Source organism: Mesorhizobium sp. M0518 (assembly GCF_040321125.1).
In the GTDB taxonomy this organism is placed as follows: Bacteria; Pseudomonadota; Alphaproteobacteria; order Rhizobiales; family Rhizobiaceae; genus Mesorhizobium.
Map to the genome: position 1 here is coordinate 29,595 of NZ_JAMYQY010000032.1, position 21,327 is coordinate 50,921.

The following is a 21,327-nucleotide window of genomic DNA, read 5'->3' on the forward strand; positions in this document are numbered from 1 at the left end:
AACAGAATGAGATTTTATCCAGCCGCCGAACGGATCGCTTTTTTCGGCACGCTTATCGCTGTTCTTGCCCTTGCATTGCTGCCTATACCCCGACTCGAGGAGTATGGGATCGATATCGGTTTCCGGTCCGACAAGCTGAACCACGCCAGCGCCTTTGCCGTCATGACTTTCCTTGGAGGGCTCGGCTGGCCCGATCGCAAGACAAGGCTGATCGTCTTCCTCGCCATGGTTGGAGCGGCGATCGAGGTCCTCCAGGGCACGGCGCTGATACGACGTGATCTGGATGTGTTCGACTGGGTTGCCGATTGCGCCGGCATCGCATGTGGCCTCGTGGCCGTGATCTGTGTGAACTGGATCTTGCGGCGCAGAGGTTGAGCCTGTTGTCAGGCCTTATGTGCACGGCGCCGATAGCCACAGGAGTTCGCCCTCGGCTCCATTGACTCGGCGAAATCGGATTGCAACGATCCGATCCGGGAGTAGCGATTTTTCTACCTTGGCCGGACAGATGAAGCTTCGGGCGCGGCACCCAGGAAGCGCACCATCAGTATTGAGGGACGATGACGATCAAGATCAGGCTTCCGGGTGGTGTGTTGAAGGTCAAGCAACGTCATGAACTGCGGCGGCGGGAGTACAAGGGCGAAGTCCCGGTCTGGCAGTGTGGCAAATATTTCGTCATCTGGTGGCCCAGTACAATTCCTGATCGACCCTCCAAGAGCTCGAATACTGACAAGGAGCTTGAAATGACCCTTCCATCGACTGGAGAAGGCACGTAAGCTCTATGCATCATGGCTTGCGAATCAGATTGCCGGGGGGCACACTGAAGGTGAAGACCTACCGCGAACTGCGTGATCGCGAGCGGGATCGCAGGGTGCCTGTGCTGAAGCTGGGATCACTCTATTTCGTCTGGGCTTCGGCCAAACTGCATTCGCACAAACACAATCCGACGCTCTGATTTTTTTGCCGGGGTTCACACTTTTCCCTGAAATCGCTCCAGAGCCGCCCATTCGCAGGTAGCGCGACCTGGGTCAGCTTGCCTCGCGCATCGCTTCGGCCGCCTGCAGGTCGACCGACACCAGCTGACTGACGCCCTGCTCGGCCATGGTCACGCCGAACAGCCGGTTCATGCGCGCCATGGTGATGGGATTGTGGGTGATGATGACGAAGCGCGTCTCGGTGGTGGCGGCCATCTCGTCCATCAGGTTGCAGAAGCGTTCGACATTGTGGTCGTCGAGCGGCGCGTCGACTTCATCGAGCACGCAGATCGGCGCCGGATTGGTCAGGAACACAGCGAAGATCAGCGACATCGCCGTCAACGCCTGCTCGCCACCGGACAGCAGCGTCATGGTCTGTGGCTTCTTGCCGGGCGGGCGGGCAAGGATTTCGAGACCGGCCTCGAGCGGATCGTCGGATTCGATCAGCTGCAATTCCGCCGTGCCGCCGCCAAACAGATGCGAGAACAGCCGCTGGAAATGCCCGTTGACGACCTCGAAGGCGGCCAGCAGCCGCTCACGGCCTTCGCGGTTGAGGCTCTGGATCGCCTGCCTGAGCTTGCGGATCGCCTCGATGATGTCCTCGCGCTCCGACACGATCGCCTCCAGCCGGTCGGATAGCTCCTTCTGCTCCTCCTCGGCGCGCAGATTGACGGCGCCGAGCCGTTCGCGCTCGATCTTCAGCCGATCGAGCTGACGCTCGATCTCGGCCATTTCAGGCATCGGGCTGTCAGCCTCAAGACCGGTGTGGCGGATGACCAGATGCGGTGGTGTGTTCAGCGTCTCCTGGATGCGCGCCTCGACCTCCAGCCGGCGTTCGTCGGCTGCGGTCAGCCGCTCTTCGGCGCGAACGCGGGTCTCGCGCGCCTCGGCCAGGAACTGGATGGCGCCGGCGGCGGCCTTGTCCAGTTCGGATTGCCGGTTCTCCGCTTCCTGCAAACGGTCGGCCGCCGCCTTGCGCAAGCTCTCGGCCTCGGTGAGCTGCGACAGCAAGGCACGCCGCTTGGCGTCGATTTCATCGGGAGCATCGGCCAGCCGCTCGCGTTCGGCCTCGGCCTCGGCCTTGCGTTCGCCGAGCGATGCGATCTGCGTCGAGGCGTTTTCGGCCCGCTCCAGCCAGTTGCTGCGCTCGGCGCCAATGGCATCGAGCCGGCGCGCGCGCGCCTCGGCTTCGCGCCGCAGCCCCTCATGCACGGCACGCGCATCGGCAAGCGCGGCGCGGTCGCGGGCGACATTGGCCGAGGACTGTTCGAGCTGCAATTGCAGATCGCCAAGATCGGGCGCGTCCTGCAGCAGCATTTCCGCCTCGGCGAAGGCGGCCGAAATCTCCTCATGGCTGTCGACGATGCGGGCGCGCGCTTCATCGAGCGCGGCGCGCCGGCTCTGCAATTCGCCGCCGGCTCTCTCGGCCTCGGCCAACGCATTGCGGGCAGCGTCCAGCCGATGCTGGGCGTCACGACCGGCCTGGCGCGTGTTGCGCTCGGCCTCGCTTGCCAGGCGCAGCGCCTGTTCAGCCTCTCCCAGCGCCTCCTCGGCCTGGCGCAGGACGAGCGTCGCCTGTATCGCCTCGGCATCGAGCTCAGCCAGCCGGTTCTTCTGCGCCAGCCGTTGTGCTGCGGCGGTCGGCGCATCGGCGCTGGCGGTAAAGCCATCCCAACGCCAGAGCGCGCCTTCACGGCTGACCAGCCTCTGGCCGGGAGCAAGCAGCGATTGCAACCGGCGGCCGTCGCCGGCGGTATCGACGATACCGACCTGCGCCAGGCGGCGGGCGAGCTGTGCCGGCGCGTGAACCACGCTGGCAAGGCTTTTTACGCCTTCGGGCAGGGCCGCGTCGCCGGGCTGGATCCCGCTTTCGCCCCAATGCACCGGAGCGCTGCGGTCGAGCGGCACGTCGAGATCTTCGCCAAGGGCCGCACCCAGCGCCGTTTCGAAACCGCGATCGACGCTGATCTGTTCCAACACGGCCGGGAAGAGATCCCCACTGGCGGCATTCAGGATTTTTGCCAGAGTGCGCGCTTCGGTTTCGATCCGTGCCAGCTCGGCCCTGGCATCCTGAAGCGGTGGCCGGGCGGCGCTTTCGACAGCGCGGGCATCGATGACCGACTGCTCGGCCTCGGACACGGCAGCCTCGGCCTCCTCCAGCAGCGCCATGGCCTGTTCGACCAGCACGCGCTTCTCGGCCGGATCGGGCAGGCCAGCGACCTTGGAGAGTATCTCCGACAATTCCCGGTCGACATCGGCAAGCTGACGCGCGAAGCGGTCGCGGCGCTCGGCGGTGTCGCGCAGCGTCCGTTCGATCTGGTTGCGCGAGGCGGCAGCCTCGGCCCGTTCGGCGGTCAGCGCGGCGAGCTTGGCTTCGCTTTGCGAAAGCGTCGACGCCGCCTGTTCGAACGCCGCACGGGTGGTGGCTTCGCGTTCGGCGGCGCCGGCATTTTCCGAATTGAGTGCTGCCTCTTCGGTGCGAAGGCGCTCGAGAATGTCCGCATTGTCGCGGACCATGCGCTCTTCACGTGCGATATCGCCGTCGAGCTGCTGCAGCCGGCGCTCGAGTTCGCTCTGACGGGCGCGGATGCGACCGGCTTCCTCCTCGATCTGCGACTTGGCGATCGACAGGCGCTGGAAGGCAGCGGCGGCGGCGGCTTCCGCGTCGCGCAGGTCCGGCAGCCTATGAGCGCCGATGCCTTGCTCCCTGGCGGCGGCCATCTGGGCTGCGGCGCGGTCGCCGACCAGTGCTGTCGCAACCGCCAGCGCCGAACGTGCCTCGCCTTCCTGGGTCTTGGCCAGTGTCCAGCGCAAATGCAAAAGCGTCGCTTCTGCCTTGCGGATATCGGCCGACAGGTTCTTGAAGCGGGACGCCTGGCGCGCCTGGCGCTTCAGGCTTTCGATCTGGCTTTCCAGCTCGCCGACGACGTCGTCCAGTCGTTCGAGGTTCTGCTCGGCCGCCTTCAGCCGCAGTTCTGCCTCGTGGCGGCGGGTGTGCAGGCCGGAAATGCCTGCCGCCTCTTCGAGCAGCGCGCGGCGTGCCTGCGGCTTGGCCTGGATCAGTTCGCCAATGCGGCCTTGACCGACCATCGACGGCGAACGCGCGCCGGTTGACTGGTCTGCGAACAGAAGCTGCACGTCCTTGGCACGGGCCTCCTTGCCGTTGATACGGTAAAGCGAGCCGGCCTCGCGCTCGATGCGGCGCGACACCTGCAGTTCGTCGGCATCGTTGAAGGCAGCGGGCGCCGAGCGGTCACTGTTGTCGAGGAAAAGCGTGACTTCGGCGGTGTTGCGTGCGGGCCGAGTGCCCGAGCCGGAAAAGATGACGTCGTCCATGCCGGACGCGCGCATGTTCTTGTAGGAGCTTTCGCCCATCACCCAGCGCAGCGCCTCGACAAGGTTCGACTTGCCGCAGCCATTCGGCCCGACAATGCCGGTCAGGCCGCGTTCGATGACGAACTCGCCGGGCTCGACGAAGGACTTGAAACCGAGGAGGCGAAGGCGCGAAAACTTCATTCGCCCCGCCCACTAAGCGGATTTCCGTGATTTTGCGAAAGGAATTCGCGGCACGACAGGAAGCCGCGCACGCCGAAGCGCCGCCGCCTCAGGGCTGACTGGATGTCAGAGCAGAGGGTCGATGATGGCCGACATTTCCTCAATCGACATCGCCCCTTTGTAGGTCTTACCGTTGATGAAGAAGGTCGGTGTCGAGTCGACCTTGAATTCATTGGCGCCGCGCTTCTGGACCGATCTCACATCGTCCAGAAGTTTCTGGTCCGTCAAGCAGGCCTCGAAGGACTCCTGTGTAAAACCGGCGAGCTTCGAGATTTGCAGCAGCGCATCCTTGGTATTCTGAACGCCAACCCAGTTCGCCTGCTGCCTGAACAGGACGTCGACCATAGGGTAATAGTTATCCTTGGCGCAGCGCGCCAGCATAAAACCGGCTTCGGCGCTCGGATCGAACGGGAATTCGCGCAGGATGTAGCGGACCTTGCCGGTGTCGATGTACTTGGTCTTCAGGTCCGGAAAGGTGGTCTCGGCGAAATGCGCGCAGTGTGGGCAGGTCATCGAGGCGTATTCGACGATGGTGACCTTGGCGTCATCCTTGCCAAGCTGCTTGTCGGGCAGCGCACCCGGCTTCATCAGTTCCGCCACATCCACGGTGCCCTGGGCCTCCGGCGCGGTGGCGGCGGCCGGCGTGGCCGCCTTCGCGGGGGCGGCCGGGGCCGCAGGCTTCACATCCGCGGCCTTCGCCTCCTCGCCAGAGTCGCTGCAGGCGGCGAGCAGGGCCACCGCCGGAATGGCGGCCAGCGAAGACAGGACATTTCTGCGAGACAAGCTTTGACCAAACGGGGGACGGTTCATACGAATCACCTGACAAGGGTTGGATTTTGCAATGCAAAGACACGAAAAGGCGAGAGTTGGCGCGAATTAAGGCATCTCGATCCCCAATCCAATCGCGAAACCTGACAAGGGCGATCACGAATGCGAGATATTGACGACGAATCCATGACTTTCTTCAAGACGCCTATGATTTTCTCTCCCCAATAATGGTCGCGCCAAGTTTCTCCAGCGAGGCGCGCAGTTCATCATTATCGACCAGGCCGACAGTTCCCGACAATTTCGTCTTCTCAGCCGCCGTCAGCGGCCTCAGGGCCGGTTTGCGCTTTCCTTTGTCGGCTGTCACCGGCTTCTGCAGGATCCTGATGCGGTTGATGGCGGTGAAGCCGAGGAAGGCGTTGACCCGGTTGATGATCTCGCCCGTCTCGTGCTGCAGATGAAGTGCCGCCATGCCTTCGCAGGCAATGACCAGCACGGCCGGCTCGAACGGATCGTCCTCATGCATACGGCGCGGCCACTGGATTTTTTCGGGGCGCGAATGGCTGGCCAGCCGCGGGCCGGCGATCTCGTCCCATGACTGGACGAGGCCGATCGAAATGCCGGCCCGCTTGCGCAGCACCGGATCGAGGATCCTGGTCGCGAGATCGCTGACCGGGACGGGATTGCCGTAGGGCGTTCTCCCTGCCATGTACGTCCTCCAGCGACGACCCAGCAGATACCGGCCAGGCCAATACAAGATCAATGGCACCAGCAGACCAGACCCGCAAGACCGCATCCTGGGATAGTGGCAAAGCCACATCCGGAGATAGCAGCACAGCTGCATCCGGTGTCAGCGACGATATCGCATCCCGCCTGCTCAGCTGGTACGATGTGCATCACCGTGAATTGCCGTGGCGCATCACACCAATTGAGCATGCGCGCGGCGTGCGGCCTGATCCCTACCGCATCTGGCTCTCCGAGGTCATGCTGCAGCAGACCACCGTCGAAGCGGTGAAGGCTTATTTCAAGGTATTCGTCGAGAAATGGCCCGATGTCGAAGCGCTGGCCGCGGCGCCCACCGAGGACGTGATGAAGGCCTGGGCCGGGCTCGGCTACTACTCCCGCGCCCGCAATCTCAAGGCCTGTGCCGATCTTGTGGCCGCGCGTGGCGGCCGGTTTCCCGACACGGAGACGGGTTTGAGAGAACTGCCCGGCATCGGCGCCTATACGTCGGCGGCCATCACGGCGATTGCCTTCGATCGCCCCGCCGCCGTTGTCGACGGCAATGTCGAACGTGTCATCTCCCGGCTGTTTTCGATCACAACCCCGCTCAGCGAAGCCAAGCCCGAGATCCGTGCCCATGTCGAGCGCATGGTACCCGGGACAAGGCCTGGCGACTTCGCCCAAGCGATGATGGATCTCGGCGCCACCATCTGCACGCCACGCCGGCCGCGCTGCATGCTGTGCCCGCTGCGCGAAGACTGCAGCGCGGTCGTTTCAGGCGATCCCGAGCACTTCCCGGTGCGCCTGCCCAAGGCCGACAAGCCGCAGCGGCACGGCGCGGCCTTTGTCGCCGTGCGGGCCGACGGCGCCATCCTTCTGCGCAAACGGGCAGAGAAGGGTTTGCTCGGCGGCATGACCGAGGTGCCGACGACGGGCTGGACCGCGCGGATCGATGGGGCAACCACGGAAGCGGCCGCGCCCTTTCCCGCCGACTGGCGGCATGCGGGCCGCATTGCGCATGTCTTCACGCATTTCGCTCTCGAACTCGAAGTCTTTCACGCTCACATCAAAGGTGATGCGCCAGACGGGCATTTCTGGTCGCTCGCTCACGAGATTTCCGGCGAGGCGCTGCCGACTGTCATGAAAAAGGCAATCGAGGCTGCGATACCCGGCGCGACGAAAAGCCGTCGCCACACAGTGCAAAGAGGCCCCATGACTGAAATACGCCACATCGTTTTCGACATCGGCAGAGTGCTGATCCACTACGATCCCAACATTCCGTTCAGCCGCCTCATTCCGGATGCCGAAGAGAGAAAGTGGTTTTTCGACAATGTCTGCACGCATGATTGGAACATCGAGCAGGATCGCGGCCGCACCTGGGAAGAGGCCGAGGCGCTGCTGATCGCGGACCATCCCGATCACGCGGAAAACATCCGCGGTTTCCGCCGCCATTGGCACGAGATGGTGCCGCATGCTTATGACGACAGCGTCGCCATCATGGTCGGCCTGATCGAGAGCGGCCACGACGTGACCATGCTGACCAACTTCGCCAGCGACACGCTGGCCGAAGCCCGCGAGCGCTTCGATTTTCTCAATCGTCCGCGCGGCGTCACCATCTCCGGCGAGATCGGCATGATCAAGCCCGATCGCGGCATTTACGATCATCACATCGCCGCCTTCGGCCTCGAACCGGCCGCGACGCTGTTCATCGACGACAGCCAGAAGAATGTCGACGGCGCCAAGGCGGCCGGCTGGCAGTCGGTGCTGTTCACCGATGCAAAGGCGCTTCAAGCAGACCTTGAGCGGCATGGCGTCGCGACCTGATCGAGACCGGCAATGGGCAAGCTCGTTCTGACCTTCAACCCGGAATGGTCAATACTTGACGCCAGTGTCGAGCATGGCCACTTTCGAGGACGTGGCGATGCCTATTTCCCGACCGACGAGGTAAGCGAATTTATTGTGTCATTGCAGGCCTATCCGCTTAAACGCGCGGATCTGGTCCTGAGATCGCCCGGCCTGATAAGCATCTCGGTTTTCCCGGCGGATGGCGTCGGTCACCTGTTCGTCCGGATCGAGGTCGCGGAGGAGATCGAAGCCCGTGACTTCGCGCGTGTGCGACTCCGGACGGACTATTCGCGTCTGTCGCGTTTTGCCAGTCAGCTCTCACTGATGGCGAAAGGCGAGGTCAGCGAAATCATCCTGGAGGAAGACAAGGCCTGAGCTGCCGATCAGGCCCCTGCCCGCTCCATGCCGAGCCGCGCGATGCGGCGAAGCTCGTCGATCGGGGTCAGGCCACCGCTGCGCTCATAATGCCAGAAGGTCCAGCCGTTGCAGGCGTCCAGCCCCTGCACTTCGGCACCGATCTTGTGGATCGAGCCGGCGCTGTCGCCGATCGCCACCGTGCCGTCGGCGCGCACCTTGGCCGCCCAGCGCTTCTTGGCATCGTAGAGCGTCGCGCCCGGCATCATCAGGCCGGTGTCGATCAGGCTGACAAAGGCGACGCGCGGCTCGGCGCGCTTGCCCGTGAGAACGGTCAAGTCGGCCTCTTCCAGCGGCCGCACCGCGTCGATGCGCTCGTTGGCGGCGTCGATATAGGCCTGCTCGCGTTCGATGCCGACGAAATGGCGGCCGAGACGCTTGGCCACCGCGCCCGTGGTGCCTGAGCCGAAGAAGGGATCGAGCACGATGTCGCCCGGTTTGGTCGAGGCCATCATGATGCGGGCAAGCAGCGCTTCCGGTTTCTGCGTCGGATGCAGCTTGTCGCCATTGTCGTTCTTCAGCCGCTCGCCGCCGGTGCAGATCGGAAACAGCCAGTCGGAGCGCATCTGGATGTCGTCGTTGGACGCCTTCATCGCTTCGTAGTTGAAGGTATAGCCCTTGCCCTTCTGATCGCGCGTAGCCCAGATCATCGTCTCATGCGCGTTCTGGAAGCGGCGGCCACGGAAATTTGGCATCGGGTTGGTCTTGCGCCAGACGACGTCGTTAAGGATCCAGAAGCCGAGATCCTGCATCTTGGCGCCGACCCGGAAGATGTTGTGATAGGAGCCGATGACCCAGATGGTGCCGTTGGGCTTCAGCACCCGGCGCGCCGCCAGCAGCCAGGCACGCGTGAAAGCGTCATAGGCCTCGAAACTCTCGAACTGGTCCCAGTCGTCGTCGACGGCGTCGACCTTGGACTGATCGGGGCGGTGCAGGTCGCCGTCGAGCTGCAGATTGTAGGGCGGATCGGCGAAGATGACGTCGATCGATTTTTCGGGCAACCGGTCGAGCGCGGCGACGCAGTCGCCCTTGAGGATCGTGTCCAGCCATTCGGATTGCTGGGGAGCGTGGGATAGCTCGTCGAGAAGACGCACGGCAGACATTCTGACACCCAAGGCACGCGTTACTGTTTACTCTCCGTTATGGTTACCGATCAGCGTAAATATTCCGTGAAGGCCAAGGGACGGGTGTGGCGAATTTGCGAAGGCGGCCCTGTTGGTGTATGCCGCGCCGCCTGAGCCTTCCGAGGCCACTTCGCCCTCCTATTGTCCGGATCACCATGCCCCAGCCAGACCTTGTCATCTTCGATTGCGACGGCGTGCTCGTCGATTCCGAGATCATCGCCGCCCGCGTCGACGCCGAGCTTTTGACCTTGGCAGGATACGAGATATCGGCTGAGGAGATTTCGGAGAGCTATGCCGGCCTGACCTTCAAGGACATCATGCTGCGGGTCGAGGAAAAGTCCCGCATCCCCTTCCAGGCCTCTCTGATCGACAGGGAGGAACAATTGGTCGACCGCAAACTGCGCAGCGACGTCCGCGCCATCGATGGCGTGCGCGAGGCCGTTGCCGCGGTAAGCGTGCCGCGCTGCGTCTGCTCGAATTCACGCTCCGAGCGGATCGAATTCATGCTGGAAAAGGTGCATCTTCTGCCGTTTTTCACCGACCGGATTTTTTCGGCGATGGAAACACCGACCGGGAAAACGAAACCGGCGCCGGACGTGTTCCTGTTCGCGGCGGAGAAACTCAGCGCCAACCCGGCGAACACTTTCGTTATCGAGGATTCCGTGCACGGCGTTCACGGCGCAAGGACGGCGGGCATGCGGGTGATCGGCTTCACCGGAGCCGCCCACAGCTATCCCGGCCATGCCGACGCGCTCACCGAGGCCGGCGCCGAAACGGTGATCCGCCGCTGGGCAGAGTTGAAAAGCGTGATCGCGGCGCTGTCGGAGTGGTCGGACGCCTGAGGGCGATTGAATTTCGCCCTCGTGGCGGGACTTTTCTCGCCCGGTCGGTCTACCGTTCTCGTGCTTCAGAGTGGTAGGAGGCGATACTGCAATTTTGGGAGCTGGTTTTCATTTCAAAACCCTGATGGCTATGCGATGATTGCGTCATGACGATTGAGCTTGAAATCACGCCAGAGTTACAGGCCCGCATCGATGCTATCGCGGCGCGGTCCAGCCTGTCCGCGTCGGAAGTCGTTGCGGACGCGCTTGAGAACGGCCACTCCCTTGAGTGGCAGGAGCGGTTTTTAGACAAGGTGAACGCAGGAATTGAAGCGGCCGACCGTGGTGAATTTGCCAGCCGTGCCGATATCGAGCGGGTGTTGAACAAGTACCGCCCCACCTGATGCAGGTTTCATGGACGAGCGCCGCTCTCGACGACCTCGACCAGATTCAGGATTTTATCGCGCAGGACAGTCCCGTTGCGGCGTATCGGCTAACAGCCGATCTGATTGGTCGCACCGACGAACTCTTGGCGTCAAATCCCATGGTCGGACGCAAGGGACGAGCGGGCGGAACCCGCGAGCTTGTGATAGCGCGGACATCCTATATCGTTGTTTATCGGGTGCGCGGCAGTGACGTTGAAATCATCGCCGTTGTCCATGGGGCCAGAGAATGGCCGGAGAGCCTCACATAGCCCGCCCATGTCTTGTGTTCGCCGCTTAGTTCGTCGCGGCGGCTCTCTTCCTCTGCTTCTTCTTCGGCTTGTCGGCCGTTGCCTGATGCGCGGTTTCGTCATAGCCGGCAAAGGCCTGATAGTCCTGCGCCGTCGGCTCGGGCACGACAATATTGGAATCGGTGAAGACGAACTGCGTGGCGACCGAAGGATCGGTGACCTGGACCTGATACTGGTGGATCTGCGAATAGAGGACCTCGGTGCCATGCATCACAGCCGTGCGGATGGGCATGGTGATGGTGCCTGGAGAAAACTTCGGTCCGGGGACAATCTTGCCGGCGACCGCGATCTTCATCGTCAGCTGGCCGTTGGCACGGCTGCAGTCGCGTGTCACGTCGCTGACCGATGCCTGGTAGATGATGTTGGCCGATTCGTCGGGCGGAGTTGCAGCAGCGGCGTCAGCCTCGGCCTGGGCCGCGGCATCCTGCGCGGCGTCGCCGGTCTTCTTGATCCTGGGCTTGGGCTTCTGAGCTTCCTTGGAATAGGTGTTGAAGAAAGCCGTGCCGTCCCGCACCGTCACCCTGGGACAATAGGCCTGCAACTGGCTGGCCAGTATCTTGGGATCCTGGGGCGGCGGTGGCGCCGTCGGGTCCTCCTTCTTGCCTATGCCGAGGTTCAGGATGCCATTGTCGCCCGATTGGCAGCCGGCGGCGGCAAGCATAAAGCCGGTGAGCGCAAGACCCGCCAAAAAGCGACCACTGAATGTACGAAACGCCATGAAACTGCACTTCCCTCTCGCAAAGCTGGTGACGTATATCAACCGCGCGGCAAAAATGCGACTGAGCCAGCGCAGAAATTAACCACCTTGCGGTGGATGGAAAAGCCAAGCAGTAACGGAATTGTGACATGCATTATGTGAGTACCCGCGGGGAAGCCCCCGTTCTTGGATTTTCCGACGCCGTGCTGGCCGGGCTGGCGCGCGACGGCGGGCTCTACGTGCCGCGCGAGTGGCCACAGTTTTCCGCCGCCGAGATCCGCGCCATGCGCGGCCTTGCCTATCCCGAACTTGCCATCCGCGTGCTGTCGCCGTTCCTTGGCGACGAGATCCCGGCCTCCGTTTTCGAGCGGCTGGTGCGCGAAGCCTATGCCACCTTCCGCCACGAGGCCGTCTGCCCGCTGGTGCAGACCGGCCCCAACACCTTCATCCTGGAACTCTTCCACGGGCCGACGCTCGCCTTCAAGGACGTGGCGATGCAGCTTCTGGCCCGGCTGATGGACCATGTGCTTGCCGAACGCGACCAGCACGCCACCATCGTCGGCGCCACCTCGGGCGATACCGGCGGGGCGGCCATCGATGCCTTTGCCGGTCGCAGCCGGACCGACATCTTCATCCTTTTCCCGCACGGCCGCGTCTCGCCGGTGCAGCAGCGGCAGATGACGACGTCGACGGCTGCAAACGTCCATGCGCTGGCGATCGAAGGCAATTTCGACGATTGCCAGGGCCTGCTCAAGGACATGTTCAACGATCACGGATTTCGCGACCGGGTGGCGCTTTCGGGCGTCAACTCGATCAACTGGGCCCGGATCATGGCCCAGATCGTCTATTATTTCTCCTCGGCGCTGTCGCTTGGCGCGCCGGACAGGCCGGTCTCCTTCACCGTGCCGACCGGCAATTTCGGCGATATCTTCGCCGGCTACGCGGCCAAGAAGATGGGCTTGCCGATCGAGCGGCTGGTCATCGCCACCAACGACAATGACATCCTGGCGCGGACCTTCGCGACAGGGGAATATCGCACCAAGGGTGTCTTTGCGACCACGTCGCCGTCGATGGATATCCAGGTGTCGTCCAATTTCGAACGCCTGCTGTTCGAGGCCTCCGGCCGTGACGCGGCGACCGTGCGGCGCTACATGGACGGTCTGAAGCAGTCCGGCGCTTTCACCATCGAACCCCAGCAAATCGCCGGGATGCGGTCGGAATTCGACGCCGGCCGGGCTGATATGGACGAGGTCGCCGCCACCATCCGCTCGACGCTCGCGGCCAGCAACTATCTGCTCGATCCGCACACCGCGGCAGCTGTGCATGTCGCTGCGGGCAAGGCGTCAGGCGCCGTGCCGATGGTGGTGCTGGGTACCGCACACCCGGCAAAATTCCCGGCCGCCGTCGAAGCCGCCAGCGGCGTGTCGCCCGCACTGCCCGCATGGCTAGGTGGGTTGATGACATCGGAGGAAAAATACACGGTACTTCCCTCCGACCTGAAAATGGTGGAAGATTATGTCGGCCGCTGCGCGCGGGCGGCGCGTTAAGGAGTACTAGCCATATGGGTGTTGAGGTAAGCCGTCTGTCGAACGGCCTGACAGTCGCCACCGAAACCCTTCAAAGCATCGAATCGGTTGCCCTTGGTGCCTGGGTCAAGTCGGGTGCCCGCAATGAACGTGAGGACGAGCATGGCATGGCCCATCTGCTCGAGCACATGGCGTTCAAGGGCACGAAAAGGCGGAGCGCCTTCGAAATCGCCTCGGAGATCGAAGACGTCGGCGGCGAAATCAACGCCGCCACCAGCGTCGAAACCACTTCCTACTATGCCAGGGTGCTCTCCGACGACGTGCCGCTGGCCGTCGACATTCTTGCCGACATCCTGCAAGAGTCCGAATTCGACCCGCAGGAACTCGAACGCGAACAGCATGTGATCCTGCAGGAGATCGGCGCCGCGCACGACACCCCCGACGACATCGTCTTCGACCGTTTCACGGAAACCGCCTATCGCCATCAGACCATCGGCCGCTCCATTCTCGGCACACCCGAAACGGTCAAATCCTTCACCTCCAAGCAACTCCACGACTTCATCGAGCGGCAATATGGCGCCGAGCGCATGGTGATTGTCGCCGCCGGCGACATCAAGCATGACAATTTCGTGCGCGAGGTCGAAAAGCAACTCGGCGGCTTCCGCAGCAAGGCCGACAGCACCATCCCGCAATATGCGCAATATGTCGGCGGCGACTTCCGTGAGGACCGCGACCTGATGGACGCGCAGATCGTGCTGGGGTTCGAAGGCCGGGCCTATCATGTGCGCGACTTCTATGCCTCGCAGGTGCTGTCGATGATCCTCGGCGGTGGCATGTCGTCGCGCCTGTTCCAGGAGGTCCGCGAGAAGCGCGGCCTGTGTTATTCGGTCTATGCTTTCCATTGGGGCTTTTCCGACACCGGCGTCTTCGGCGTCCATGCCGCGACCGGCCAGAGCGACATCGCCGAACTGGTGCCTGTCATCATCGACGAGCTGCAGAAGGCCGGCGAGAAAATCCTGCAGGAAGAACTCGACCGGGCGCGCGCCCAATATCGCGCCGGACTGATCATGTCAGCCGAAAGCCCGGCCAGCCGCGCTTCGCAGATCGCACGGCAGCTGCTTCTGTTCGGCCGGCCGATCGCCAAGGAGGAACTGATGGAACGGCTGTCGGCGCTGACGGTCGAGCGGCTGACCGATCTATCGTCGCGTTTGTTCTCGACCAAGCCGACGCTTACCGCTGTCGGGCCTGTGGGCACACTGGCGCCATACGAGGCGATCCTCGAATCGCTCGCAGGCACGCAGACCACGGCCCGTAAGCTCGCCGTCTAAGCCCCTCGAAGCGTCGTGTTCGCGCTCCCTTTCTTCCGCCGCGACCTGCCGGCGCTGAAAGGCGACCGCGTCACGCTGCGCGTGCCGTTCACCAACGACTTCCGCGAGTGGGCGGCGGTGCGTGGCGATAGCCGCGCCTTCCTCGAACCCTGGGAGCCACGCTGGACTCCCGATGAACTCGACCGCAACGCATGGCGGCTGCGCATCAGCCGCTACCGCGAGGATTATGCGCAAGGAACCGCTATCGCCTTCTTCATCTTCGAGAGGAGCAGTGGCAAGCTGGCCGGCGGCATCACGCTCGGCAACATACGCCATGGCGTCTCGCAGAGCGGCCATGTCGGCTACTGGATCGGCGAGCGCTTCGGCGGCCGCGGCCTGATGACCGACGCGGTCAAGGTGGTGGCCCGCTTCGCCTTCGATACGCTGAGGTTGCACCGGATCGAAGCGGCCTGTATTCCCGACAATATCCGGTCGATCCGCGTGCTTGAAAAAGCCGGATTTCGGCGCGAAGGACTGCTGCGATCCTATCTCAGGATCAACGGCATCTGGCAGGACCACTACCTCTACGCCCGGATCGCGGACGATCCGCCGGGCGTTGGAACGAAGGACTGATTTTTGACGAATTTCCTGCGCAACGGGTCGCTGTTCGCCTTTGTCCTCGCGACACTCCTGACGCTGTGCGCGCCATCGTCGGCCTTTGCCGTCGAACCGATCAAGATTGCCCGCGACGACGTCGCGCTCGACCTTTCCGGCGCCGTCGAGATCTACCGCAACCAGGGCGAGAATTTCCAGGTGTCGACCGCGCCGGGTCCGGACGGTATCGTGCGGCGCATCGAGGTCGAGGCCAATGATGCCCGTTCCACCGGCGACTGGGCTGTTTTCGCGCTCGCCAACACCACCGACCAGCAACTCGACCGGCTGATCGTCGCACCGCATTTCCGCCTGGTGAATTCCGGCATCTTCTGGCCGGATCTCGGCTCGACCCGCATCGCCGCCATCACGCCCAGCGAAGGCTTCGCGCTCGATCGCCAGACCAGCCCCGACGCCGACGTTTTCCGGGTGACGCTGAACCCCGGCACGGTGATTACCTTCATCGCCGAACTGGCCTCGCCGAAGCTGCCGCAGGTCTACCTCTGGGATCCGGAATCCTACAAGGACTCGGTCAATTCCTACACGCTGTTTCGCGGCATCGTCATCGGCATTGCAGGCCTGCTGGCGCTGTTCCTGACCATCCTTTTCGTGGTCAAGGGAACCTCGATGTTCCCGGCAACCGCGGCACTTGCCTGGGCGGTGCTGGCCTATATCTGCGTCGATTTCGGCTTCCTCAACAAGATCATCGAGATATCGCCCGGCAACGAGCAGATGTGGCGAGCGGGAACGGAGGTGGCGCTGGCGGGAACCTTCGTGGTGTTCCTGTTCGCCTATCTCAACCTCAACCGATGGCACGGCCATTTCAGTTATGGCGCGCTGGTCTGGATCCTCGGACTGGTGCTGATCGCCGGCGTCGCCATCGTCGATCCGGCGGTCGCCGCCGGCATTGCCAGGCTGTCCTTCGCCGCCACCGCACTGACCGGGCTTGGCCTGATCATCTTCCTCGGCATACGCGGCTACGACCGTGCCATCATGCTGGTGCCCAGTTGGGTCATGGTGCTGTTGTGGCTATGCGGATCGTGGATGGCGATCACCGGCATGCTCGACAACGACATTGCCCAGCCGGCCCTGGGCGGCGGGCTGATCCTGATCATCCTTCTGATCGGCTTCACCGTCATGCAGCATGCTTTTGCCGGCGGCGCGCTGCATCAGGGCCTGTTCTCCGACCTCGAGCGGCAGGCGCTGGCGGTCGCCGGTTCGGGCGACACGGTATGGGATTGGGACGTGCTGCGCGACCGCGTCGTCACCAAGCCCGATGTCAGCATCCAGCTCGGACTGGCGCCGAACAGCCTTGGCGGCGCGGCCCGCAACTGGCTCCCGGTGCTGCATGCCGACGACCGCGACACGTTCCGCACCACGCTCGACGTCGTGCTCGAACACCGGCGCGGCCGGGTATCGCAGAATTTTCGCCTGCGCGGCGCCGACGGCCACTATCACTGGTTTTCGCTGCGCGCGCGCCCGGTCATCGGATCCGACGGCGAGGTTATCCGCTGCGTCGGTACCATGGTCGACGTGACCGAGCAGAAAAAGTCCGAGGAAAGGCTGCTGCACGACGCCGTTCACGACAATCTGACCGGTCTGCCGAACCGCGAACTTTTGATGAATCGGCTGGAAGCGATCATCTCGATCGCGCGCACCGAAGAAAAGGTGCGGCCAACCGTCTTCGTCATCGACATCGACCGTTTCAAGCAGGTCAATGACGGCCTCGGCATCTCGGCCGGCGACACCATCCTCTTGACCATCGCGCGTCGCCTGCACCGGCTGCTCAAGCCGAAGGATTCGCTGTCGCGCTTTGCCGGCGATCAGTTCGCGCTGATGCTATTGTCCGAACAGGACCCGGCCCGCATCGCCGCCGTGGCGGATGCCATCAAGCATGCCATCAACAACCCGATCACCTTTGCCAAGCGCGAGATCGTGCTGACCGCGTCGATCGGACTGATCACCTGGAATTCGCCGCAGATGTCGGCCGAGGACATGGTCAAGGATGCCGAGCTTGCCATGCACCAGGCCAAGCGCTTCGGCGGCGACAGGATCGAGCCGTTCCGTCCGGCCTTCCGCACTGTCGGCACCGACAGGCTGCAGTTCGAATCCGACCTGCGCCGCGCCATCGAGCGGCGGGAATTCACGCTTGCCTACCAGCCGATCGTGCGGCTTGAGGACGGCAGTGTCGCCGGCTTCGAGGCGCTGCTGCGCTGGGACCACCCGCGCCGCGGCATGATCCCGCCGGCGGATTTCATCCCGGTCGCCGAAAGCTGCGGGCTTATCGTGCAGCTCGGCCTGTTTGCCATGCAGCAGGCGGCGGAAGATCTCGCCAGCTGGCAAAAACAGATCGGTGACGCGCCGCTGTCGGTCTCGGTCAATTTGTCCAGCCGCCAGCTGATCCGCCGTGACCTGGTCAGCGACGTCCGCTCGGTCATCGCTCGGGCCAATCTGAAGCCGCGCTGCTTCCGGCTGGAGCTCACCGAATCGCTTGTGATGGACAATCCCGAGCAGACCGCCCATGTGCTGACCAAGCTGAAGCAGCTCGGCATCGGCCTGTCGCTGGATGATTTCGGCACCGGCTATTCCTCATTGGCCTATCTGACGCGTTTCCCCTTCGACACCATCAAGATCGACAAGAGCTTCGTCGACGACAACACGCCCAAGCGCGCGGTGCTGCTGAAATCGATGGTCAACATGGCGCATGAACTCGGCCTGTCCGTCGTCGCCGAGGGCATTTCGGACGAGAGCGACGCGCTGGAACTGCGCCAGATGGGCTGCGAATATGTCCAGAGCTTCATGTTCGGCGCACCAATGCCGGGCGACCAGGTGCTGAAGACGCTGAAGGAACAGTATCCGCTGACGCAAGCGTGATGGGATTCAGGCGCGCGTCGCCCAGGCGCGGACCTCTGCGATTGGCCGAGACGCCTATCGCTTCGTCATCCTAGGGCGAAGCAAGGAGCGCAGCGACGCGGCGCAGACCCTAGGATCCATGCCGTGAGGTTAAAGCGTTGAAAACGGTTCAGATTTCTTCGCCGCTGCATCCTTCGACATAGGTCACGGAATGGATCCCAGGGTCTCCGCGACGGAGCTTCGCTCCTGCTTCGCCCTAGGATGACGAAGGTGTAGGCGGCTTCGGCTAGCCGCGAATGTTGCGCATGACTGTTCGCGATTACGCGTGTCCGGCCGCCAAGCTGAGATGCGCAAGGTCGATACCGATCGAGGCGAGGATCCGGTCGTATTTGCGCTCGATGTCGGTGTCGAACAGAAGCTCGGCATTGGCCGGACAGGTCAGCCAGCCATTTTCGGCGATCTCGGTCTCCAATTGGCCGGCGCCCCAGCCGGAATAGCCGAGCGCCATCAGCGCATGACGAGGCCCGCGGCCGGACGATATTGCGCGCAATATGTCGACGGTCGCCGTCAGGCAGATGTCGTCGGAAACGGTCAGCGACGATTCCACCCGATAGTCTCCCGAATGCAGGACGAAGCCCCGGCTGCGGTCCACGGGGCCGCCATTGCGCACGACGAAATCGCGGGCCTGAGCCGGCAAGCGGATCGCCTCCTGCTCGTTCATGATGCCCAGTTGCACGAGCAGGTCCGGAAACAGCATCTGCTGCGTCTGGTTGATGATCAGGCCCATGGCGCCTTCATCGGAGTGTGCGCAGACATAGATGACCGAGCGCGTGAAACGGTCGTCCTTCATGCCGGGCATGGCAATCAGGAACTGATCGTCGAGAAAGCCGCGACTGGCGACCGTCTTCTTGTGGCGCAACAAGTCCATGAAGGGAGCGTAACGCGTTTCCAAAGCGCCGAAAAGATGCGCCGTGCTGGATTCGACCAAAGCCTGTTGCGGCGGCTCGAACATTCTTGTCCCTCGAAGTCACGCAAATATGATACCGGCAAGGCCATGAAATCATTGCGCGGCCACGAACGGACGATCAAATCACCGCCATGCGAAGCTTGAAAATCCTGCTGCTCGGAGCCGCCATCGGATCGGCAACCGCTCTTCCCGCCGCCGCCTCTTCGTCGGCGTGGTACAACAGTGAAGGCGGCAAGGTTCGGCTGGTTACATCAGGCAAAGCCGACGATGCCGGCCGTATCCAAGGCGTTCTCGATATTGCGCTCAAGCCTGGCTGGAAGACATATTGGCGCGATCCGGGCGACGCGGGCGTGCCGCCGCAACTCGACATTTCAGCCAGCACCAACATCGCCGACGCCACTCTGTCGTTTCCGGCGCCGCAGCGCCATGACGACGGCTATGGCAAATGGGCAGGCTACAACTATCCGGTTTCTCTGCCGGTGACATTCACGCTGGCGACGCCGAACCAGCCGGCGGTGATCGATGCCGACATCTTTCTCGGCATCTGCGAAACGATCTGCATTCCGGTGCAGACGCGGCTGACCGTCGACCCCGCCTCCGATCCGGACAATGTCGAGGACGCGGCGCTGGTGAAGGCGAGTTTTACGGCGCTGCCGACGCCCGCGAGGTCCGATTTCGGCATCAATGTGCTGCCGGGCGACCACGAGACGCTGATTGTCGAGGCGAGCTTTCCCGGCGATCCGGCGGCGGCGGATTTCTTCGTTGCCGGCGAGCGGGACTACATGTTCGGCACCCCGGCCCGCAGCGAAAAGGACGGCAAGCTGATTTTCACCGTGCCGATCCTCGATCGCCCCTCGACGACGCCGACCGATGGCGGGCTTCACTATACGCTGACGAGTGCGGCGGGCGCGGTCGCAGGGATTCTGCCTTTCCCTTGATCCAGCCTGTCCCAACGATTGCAGGAAGCCGTTGAGTTCGCTACGCAAAGACACGTCCTTCCCATTTTCCCAAGCGAGGAATCCATGACCATTTCCGTTGGCGACAAGCTGCCTGACGTGACCTTCAAGACGATGACCGCCGATGGCGCCAAGCCGATCACCGGGGCCGAGATTTTCTCGGGCAAGAAGGTCGTGCTGTTTGGGGTTCCCGGCGCCTTCACACCTACCTGCAGCAACAACCATTTGCCGGGCTATCTCGAGAACCACGATGCCATCCTGGCGCGCGGCGTCGACACCATCGCCGTCGTTTCGGTCAATGACGTCCATGTCATGGGTGCCTGGGCGCACTTCACCGGCGGAGAGGGCAAGATCCTGTTCCTCGCCGACGGCAGTGGCGATTTCGCCAAGGCGGTGGGCCTCGATTACATCAGCAACGATATGGGCCTGCGCTCGAGGCGCTTCTCAATGATCATCGACGACGGCAAGGTCACCGCGCTCAATGTCGAGACCAAGCCCGGTGTCGACGAGTCCGGTGCGGCTCATATTCTGGGGCAGCTCTGAACTTCAGCGACAACGTCGGGCTGGACCGCAACGGTTGCCGCCGCCCGACGATCGCCCTTGTATTCCAGGGATTGCCTTTGGGGGGACCTCGATGTTTGACATGTTCTGGCGTGCTATCGCGATCGGCATCGGCGCTACGGTGGCGATGGATCTCTGGGCCATCTTCCTGCACAAGGCGTTCGGGCAGCCACGGCCGAACTGGGGGCCGGTCGGTCGCTGGGTCTGGCATCTCCGCGACAAGGTCTTTCACGATGATATCGGCGGTGCAGCGCCCTACGCGCATGAAAAGGCGCTGGGCTGGGCCTTTCACTATTTTGTCGGCATCGTCTACGGCATCATCCTGGTGGTGTTGGCCGGAGCGGGCTGGCTTGCCGCGCCGACATTCCTGCCGGCCTTCATCCTCGGCATCGTCACCGTCGGCGCCGGCTGGTTCCTACTGGCACCCGGCATGGGCGCCGGTTTGGCCGCCACGAAGCGGCCCAACCCGATGCTGATCCGTGCGCTGAACCTGGTGTCGCATACGGTGTTCGCGCTCGGGCTTTGGGGTACAGCGCTGCTGATCCGATAAACAGCTCGCTAGAATAAACGGTTCAGATCCCGCCGGCCGTCCACCACACGGACGATTTCAACCCACTCAACAGGGCCATCATCCGTGTCCGGAATCGTTTCGTAGAGCAGTACAAACGGCGCCTCCACCAGCATCCGTACGGAAGACCTGATATCGGGTGCCTAACACCCATGCGCGGATGGTCTGCCAGCTGCAAGGCCCGCGCTTCTAGAGCGTTTCATATTTTGACGGAAGCGTAGCCTGCGTTTTCGAAGTAGTTCTTGCATTCGGCTGCCTCGATGGTTTCGACGAGGTGGCCGATGTGGCGC

Annotated in this window: 21 protein-coding genes and 1 pseudogene; 15 read left to right on the top strand and 7 right to left on the bottom strand. The window is 63.0% G+C overall.

Annotated elements, in window-relative coordinates; all coding sequences use genetic code 11:
• The first annotated feature begins 6 nt into the window (after positions 1-6).
• The 3 genes from NKI66_RS30120 (at position 7) to NKI66_RS30130 (ending at position 952) form a co-directional block, all read left to right on the top strand.
• Positions 7-375, top strand: coding sequence for a VanZ family protein (locus NKI66_RS30120; protein WP_023808577.1), 369 nt, complete (start codon positions 7-9; stop codon positions 373-375).
• Positions 376-557: 182 nt separating this feature from the next.
• Positions 558-773 (top strand): hypothetical protein, encoded by a 216-nt coding sequence (locus NKI66_RS30125; protein ID WP_081734726.1) that lies wholly within the window; start codon positions 558-560, stop codon positions 771-773.
• A gap of 29 nt (positions 774-802) precedes the next feature.
• Entirely contained in the window at positions 803-952 is a 150-nt protein-coding gene (locus NKI66_RS30130) for a hypothetical protein (RefSeq protein WP_023808578.1), read from the top strand.
• A gap of 73 nt (positions 953-1,025) precedes the next feature.
• Here NKI66_RS30130 and smc read toward each other — a convergent pair whose 3' ends face one another.
• The 3 genes from smc to NKI66_RS30145 form a co-directional block, all read right to left on the bottom strand.
• On the bottom strand, positions 1,026-4,487 hold the full coding sequence (gene smc, locus NKI66_RS30135; RefSeq protein WP_352721745.1) for a chromosome segregation protein SMC: 3,462 nt from the start codon (positions 4,485-4,487) through the stop codon (positions 1,026-1,028).
• Between the two features lie 105 nt (positions 4,488-4,592).
• Positions 4,593-5,336: a DsbA family protein gene (locus NKI66_RS30140; protein ID WP_352442782.1), complete on the bottom strand. Its 744-nt coding sequence runs from the start codon at positions 5,334-5,336 to the stop codon at positions 4,593-4,595.
• 163 nt (positions 5,337-5,499) lie between these two features.
• Positions 5,500-6,000 carry a DUF721 domain-containing protein gene (locus NKI66_RS30145; RefSeq protein ID WP_127290824.1) on the bottom strand — a complete coding sequence of 167 codons (501 nt, stop codon included), beginning with the start codon at positions 5,998-6,000 and terminating at the stop codon, positions 5,500-5,502.
• A 53-nt stretch (positions 6,001-6,053) separates the two neighbouring features.
• Between NKI66_RS30145 and mutY the strand changes: the two genes are divergently transcribed.
• The gene (gene mutY / locus NKI66_RS32720; RefSeq protein WP_502900981.1) at positions 6,054-7,838 is read left to right on the top strand and encodes an A/G-specific adenine glycosylase; all 1,785 of its coding nucleotides are present in this window, start codon (positions 6,054-6,056) and stop codon (positions 7,836-7,838) included.
• A 12-nt stretch (positions 7,839-7,850) separates the two neighbouring features.
• Complete coding sequence (locus tag NKI66_RS30160) at positions 7,851-8,234, top strand: WapI family immunity protein (RefSeq protein ID WP_023808584.1); 384 nt, start codon at positions 7,851-7,853, stop codon at positions 8,232-8,234.
• A gap of 8 nt (positions 8,235-8,242) precedes the next feature.
• Here the strand turns inward: NKI66_RS30160 and NKI66_RS30165 are convergent, their stop codons facing one another.
• Positions 8,243-9,376, bottom strand: a complete 1,134-nt coding sequence (locus NKI66_RS30165; protein ID WP_023808585.1) for a site-specific DNA-methyltransferase — start codon at positions 9,374-9,376, stop codon at positions 8,243-8,245.
• 176 nt (positions 9,377-9,552) lie between these two features.
• Between NKI66_RS30165 and NKI66_RS30170 the strand changes: the two genes are divergently transcribed.
• The 3 genes from NKI66_RS30170 to NKI66_RS30180 all read left to right on the top strand — a co-directional run bounded on the left by NKI66_RS30170 (position 9,553) and on the right by NKI66_RS30180 (position 10,912).
• Positions 9,553-10,239, top strand: coding sequence for an HAD family hydrolase (locus NKI66_RS30170; protein ID WP_023808586.1), 687 nt, complete (start codon positions 9,553-9,555; stop codon positions 10,237-10,239).
• A 146-nt stretch (positions 10,240-10,385) separates the two neighbouring features.
• Positions 10,386-10,622 (top strand): transcriptional regulator, encoded by a 237-nt coding sequence (locus NKI66_RS30175; RefSeq protein ID WP_023808587.1) that lies wholly within the window; start codon positions 10,386-10,388, stop codon positions 10,620-10,622.
• Positions 10,622-10,912, top strand: a complete 291-nt coding sequence (locus tag NKI66_RS30180; RefSeq protein WP_023808588.1) for a type II toxin-antitoxin system RelE/ParE family toxin — start codon at positions 10,622-10,624, stop codon at positions 10,910-10,912. Before NKI66_RS30175 ends, NKI66_RS30180 begins: the two co-directional genes overlap by 1 nt.
• Positions 10,913-10,937: 25 nt before the next feature.
• Here NKI66_RS30180 and NKI66_RS30185 read toward each other — a convergent pair whose 3' ends face one another.
• Positions 10,938-11,669 carry a hypothetical protein gene (locus NKI66_RS30185; RefSeq protein WP_023808589.1) on the bottom strand — a complete coding sequence of 244 codons (732 nt, stop codon included), beginning with the start codon at positions 11,667-11,669 and terminating at the stop codon, positions 10,938-10,940.
• Positions 11,670-11,797: 128 nt separating this feature from the next.
• Between NKI66_RS30185 and thrC the strand changes: the two genes are divergently transcribed.
• From thrC to NKI66_RS30205, 4 genes are read left to right on the top strand one after another with little or no spacing between them, the layout of a single operon-like run.
• The gene (gene thrC / locus NKI66_RS30190; RefSeq protein ID WP_352753808.1) at positions 11,798-13,195 is read left to right on the top strand and encodes a threonine synthase; all 1,398 of its coding nucleotides are present in this window, start codon (positions 11,798-11,800) and stop codon (positions 13,193-13,195) included.
• 14 nt (positions 13,196-13,209) lie between these two features.
• Complete coding sequence (locus tag NKI66_RS30195; RefSeq protein WP_127290840.1) at positions 13,210-14,502, top strand: M16 family metallopeptidase; 1,293 nt, start codon at positions 13,210-13,212, stop codon at positions 14,500-14,502.
• Between the two features lie 15 nt (positions 14,503-14,517).
• Positions 14,518-15,114 (top strand): GNAT family N-acetyltransferase, encoded by a 597-nt coding sequence (locus tag NKI66_RS30200; protein ID WP_352442778.1) that lies wholly within the window; start codon positions 14,518-14,520, stop codon positions 15,112-15,114.
• Positions 15,115-15,117: 3 nt separating this feature from the next.
• Positions 15,118-18,006: an EAL domain-containing protein gene (locus tag NKI66_RS30205; protein WP_352721740.1), complete on the top strand. Its 2,889-nt coding sequence runs from the start codon at positions 15,118-15,120 to the stop codon at positions 18,004-18,006.
• A 298-nt stretch (positions 18,007-18,304) separates the two neighbouring features.
• Here the strand turns inward: NKI66_RS30205 and NKI66_RS30210 are convergent, their stop codons facing one another.
• On the bottom strand, positions 18,305-18,913 hold the full coding sequence (locus tag NKI66_RS30210; protein WP_023808594.1) for a YqgE/AlgH family protein: 609 nt from the start codon (positions 18,911-18,913) through the stop codon (positions 18,305-18,307).
• A 170-nt stretch (positions 18,914-19,083) separates the two neighbouring features.
• Between NKI66_RS30210 and NKI66_RS30215 the strand changes: the two genes are divergently transcribed.
• The 3 genes from NKI66_RS30215 (at position 19,084) to NKI66_RS30225 (ending at position 21,019) form a co-directional block, all read left to right on the top strand.
• Complete coding sequence (locus NKI66_RS30215) at positions 19,084-19,890, top strand: protein-disulfide reductase DsbD domain-containing protein (protein WP_352442779.1); 807 nt, start codon at positions 19,084-19,086, stop codon at positions 19,888-19,890.
• 84 nt (positions 19,891-19,974) lie between these two features.
• Positions 19,975-20,451, top strand: coding sequence for a peroxiredoxin (locus NKI66_RS30220; protein ID WP_023808596.1), 477 nt, complete (start codon positions 19,975-19,977; stop codon positions 20,449-20,451).
• A gap of 91 nt (positions 20,452-20,542) precedes the next feature.
• Positions 20,543-21,019, top strand: a complete 477-nt coding sequence (locus NKI66_RS30225; RefSeq protein WP_352753809.1) for a DUF2938 domain-containing protein — start codon at positions 20,543-20,545, stop codon at positions 21,017-21,019.
• 8 nt (positions 21,020-21,027) lie between these two features.
• Here the strand turns inward: NKI66_RS30225 and NKI66_RS30230 are convergent.
• Positions 21,028-21,230 (bottom strand): annotated as a pseudogene (locus tag NKI66_RS30230) (type II toxin-antitoxin system RelE/ParE family toxin); the annotation flags it as partial.
• Between the last annotated feature and the right edge of the window lie 97 nt (positions 21,231-21,327).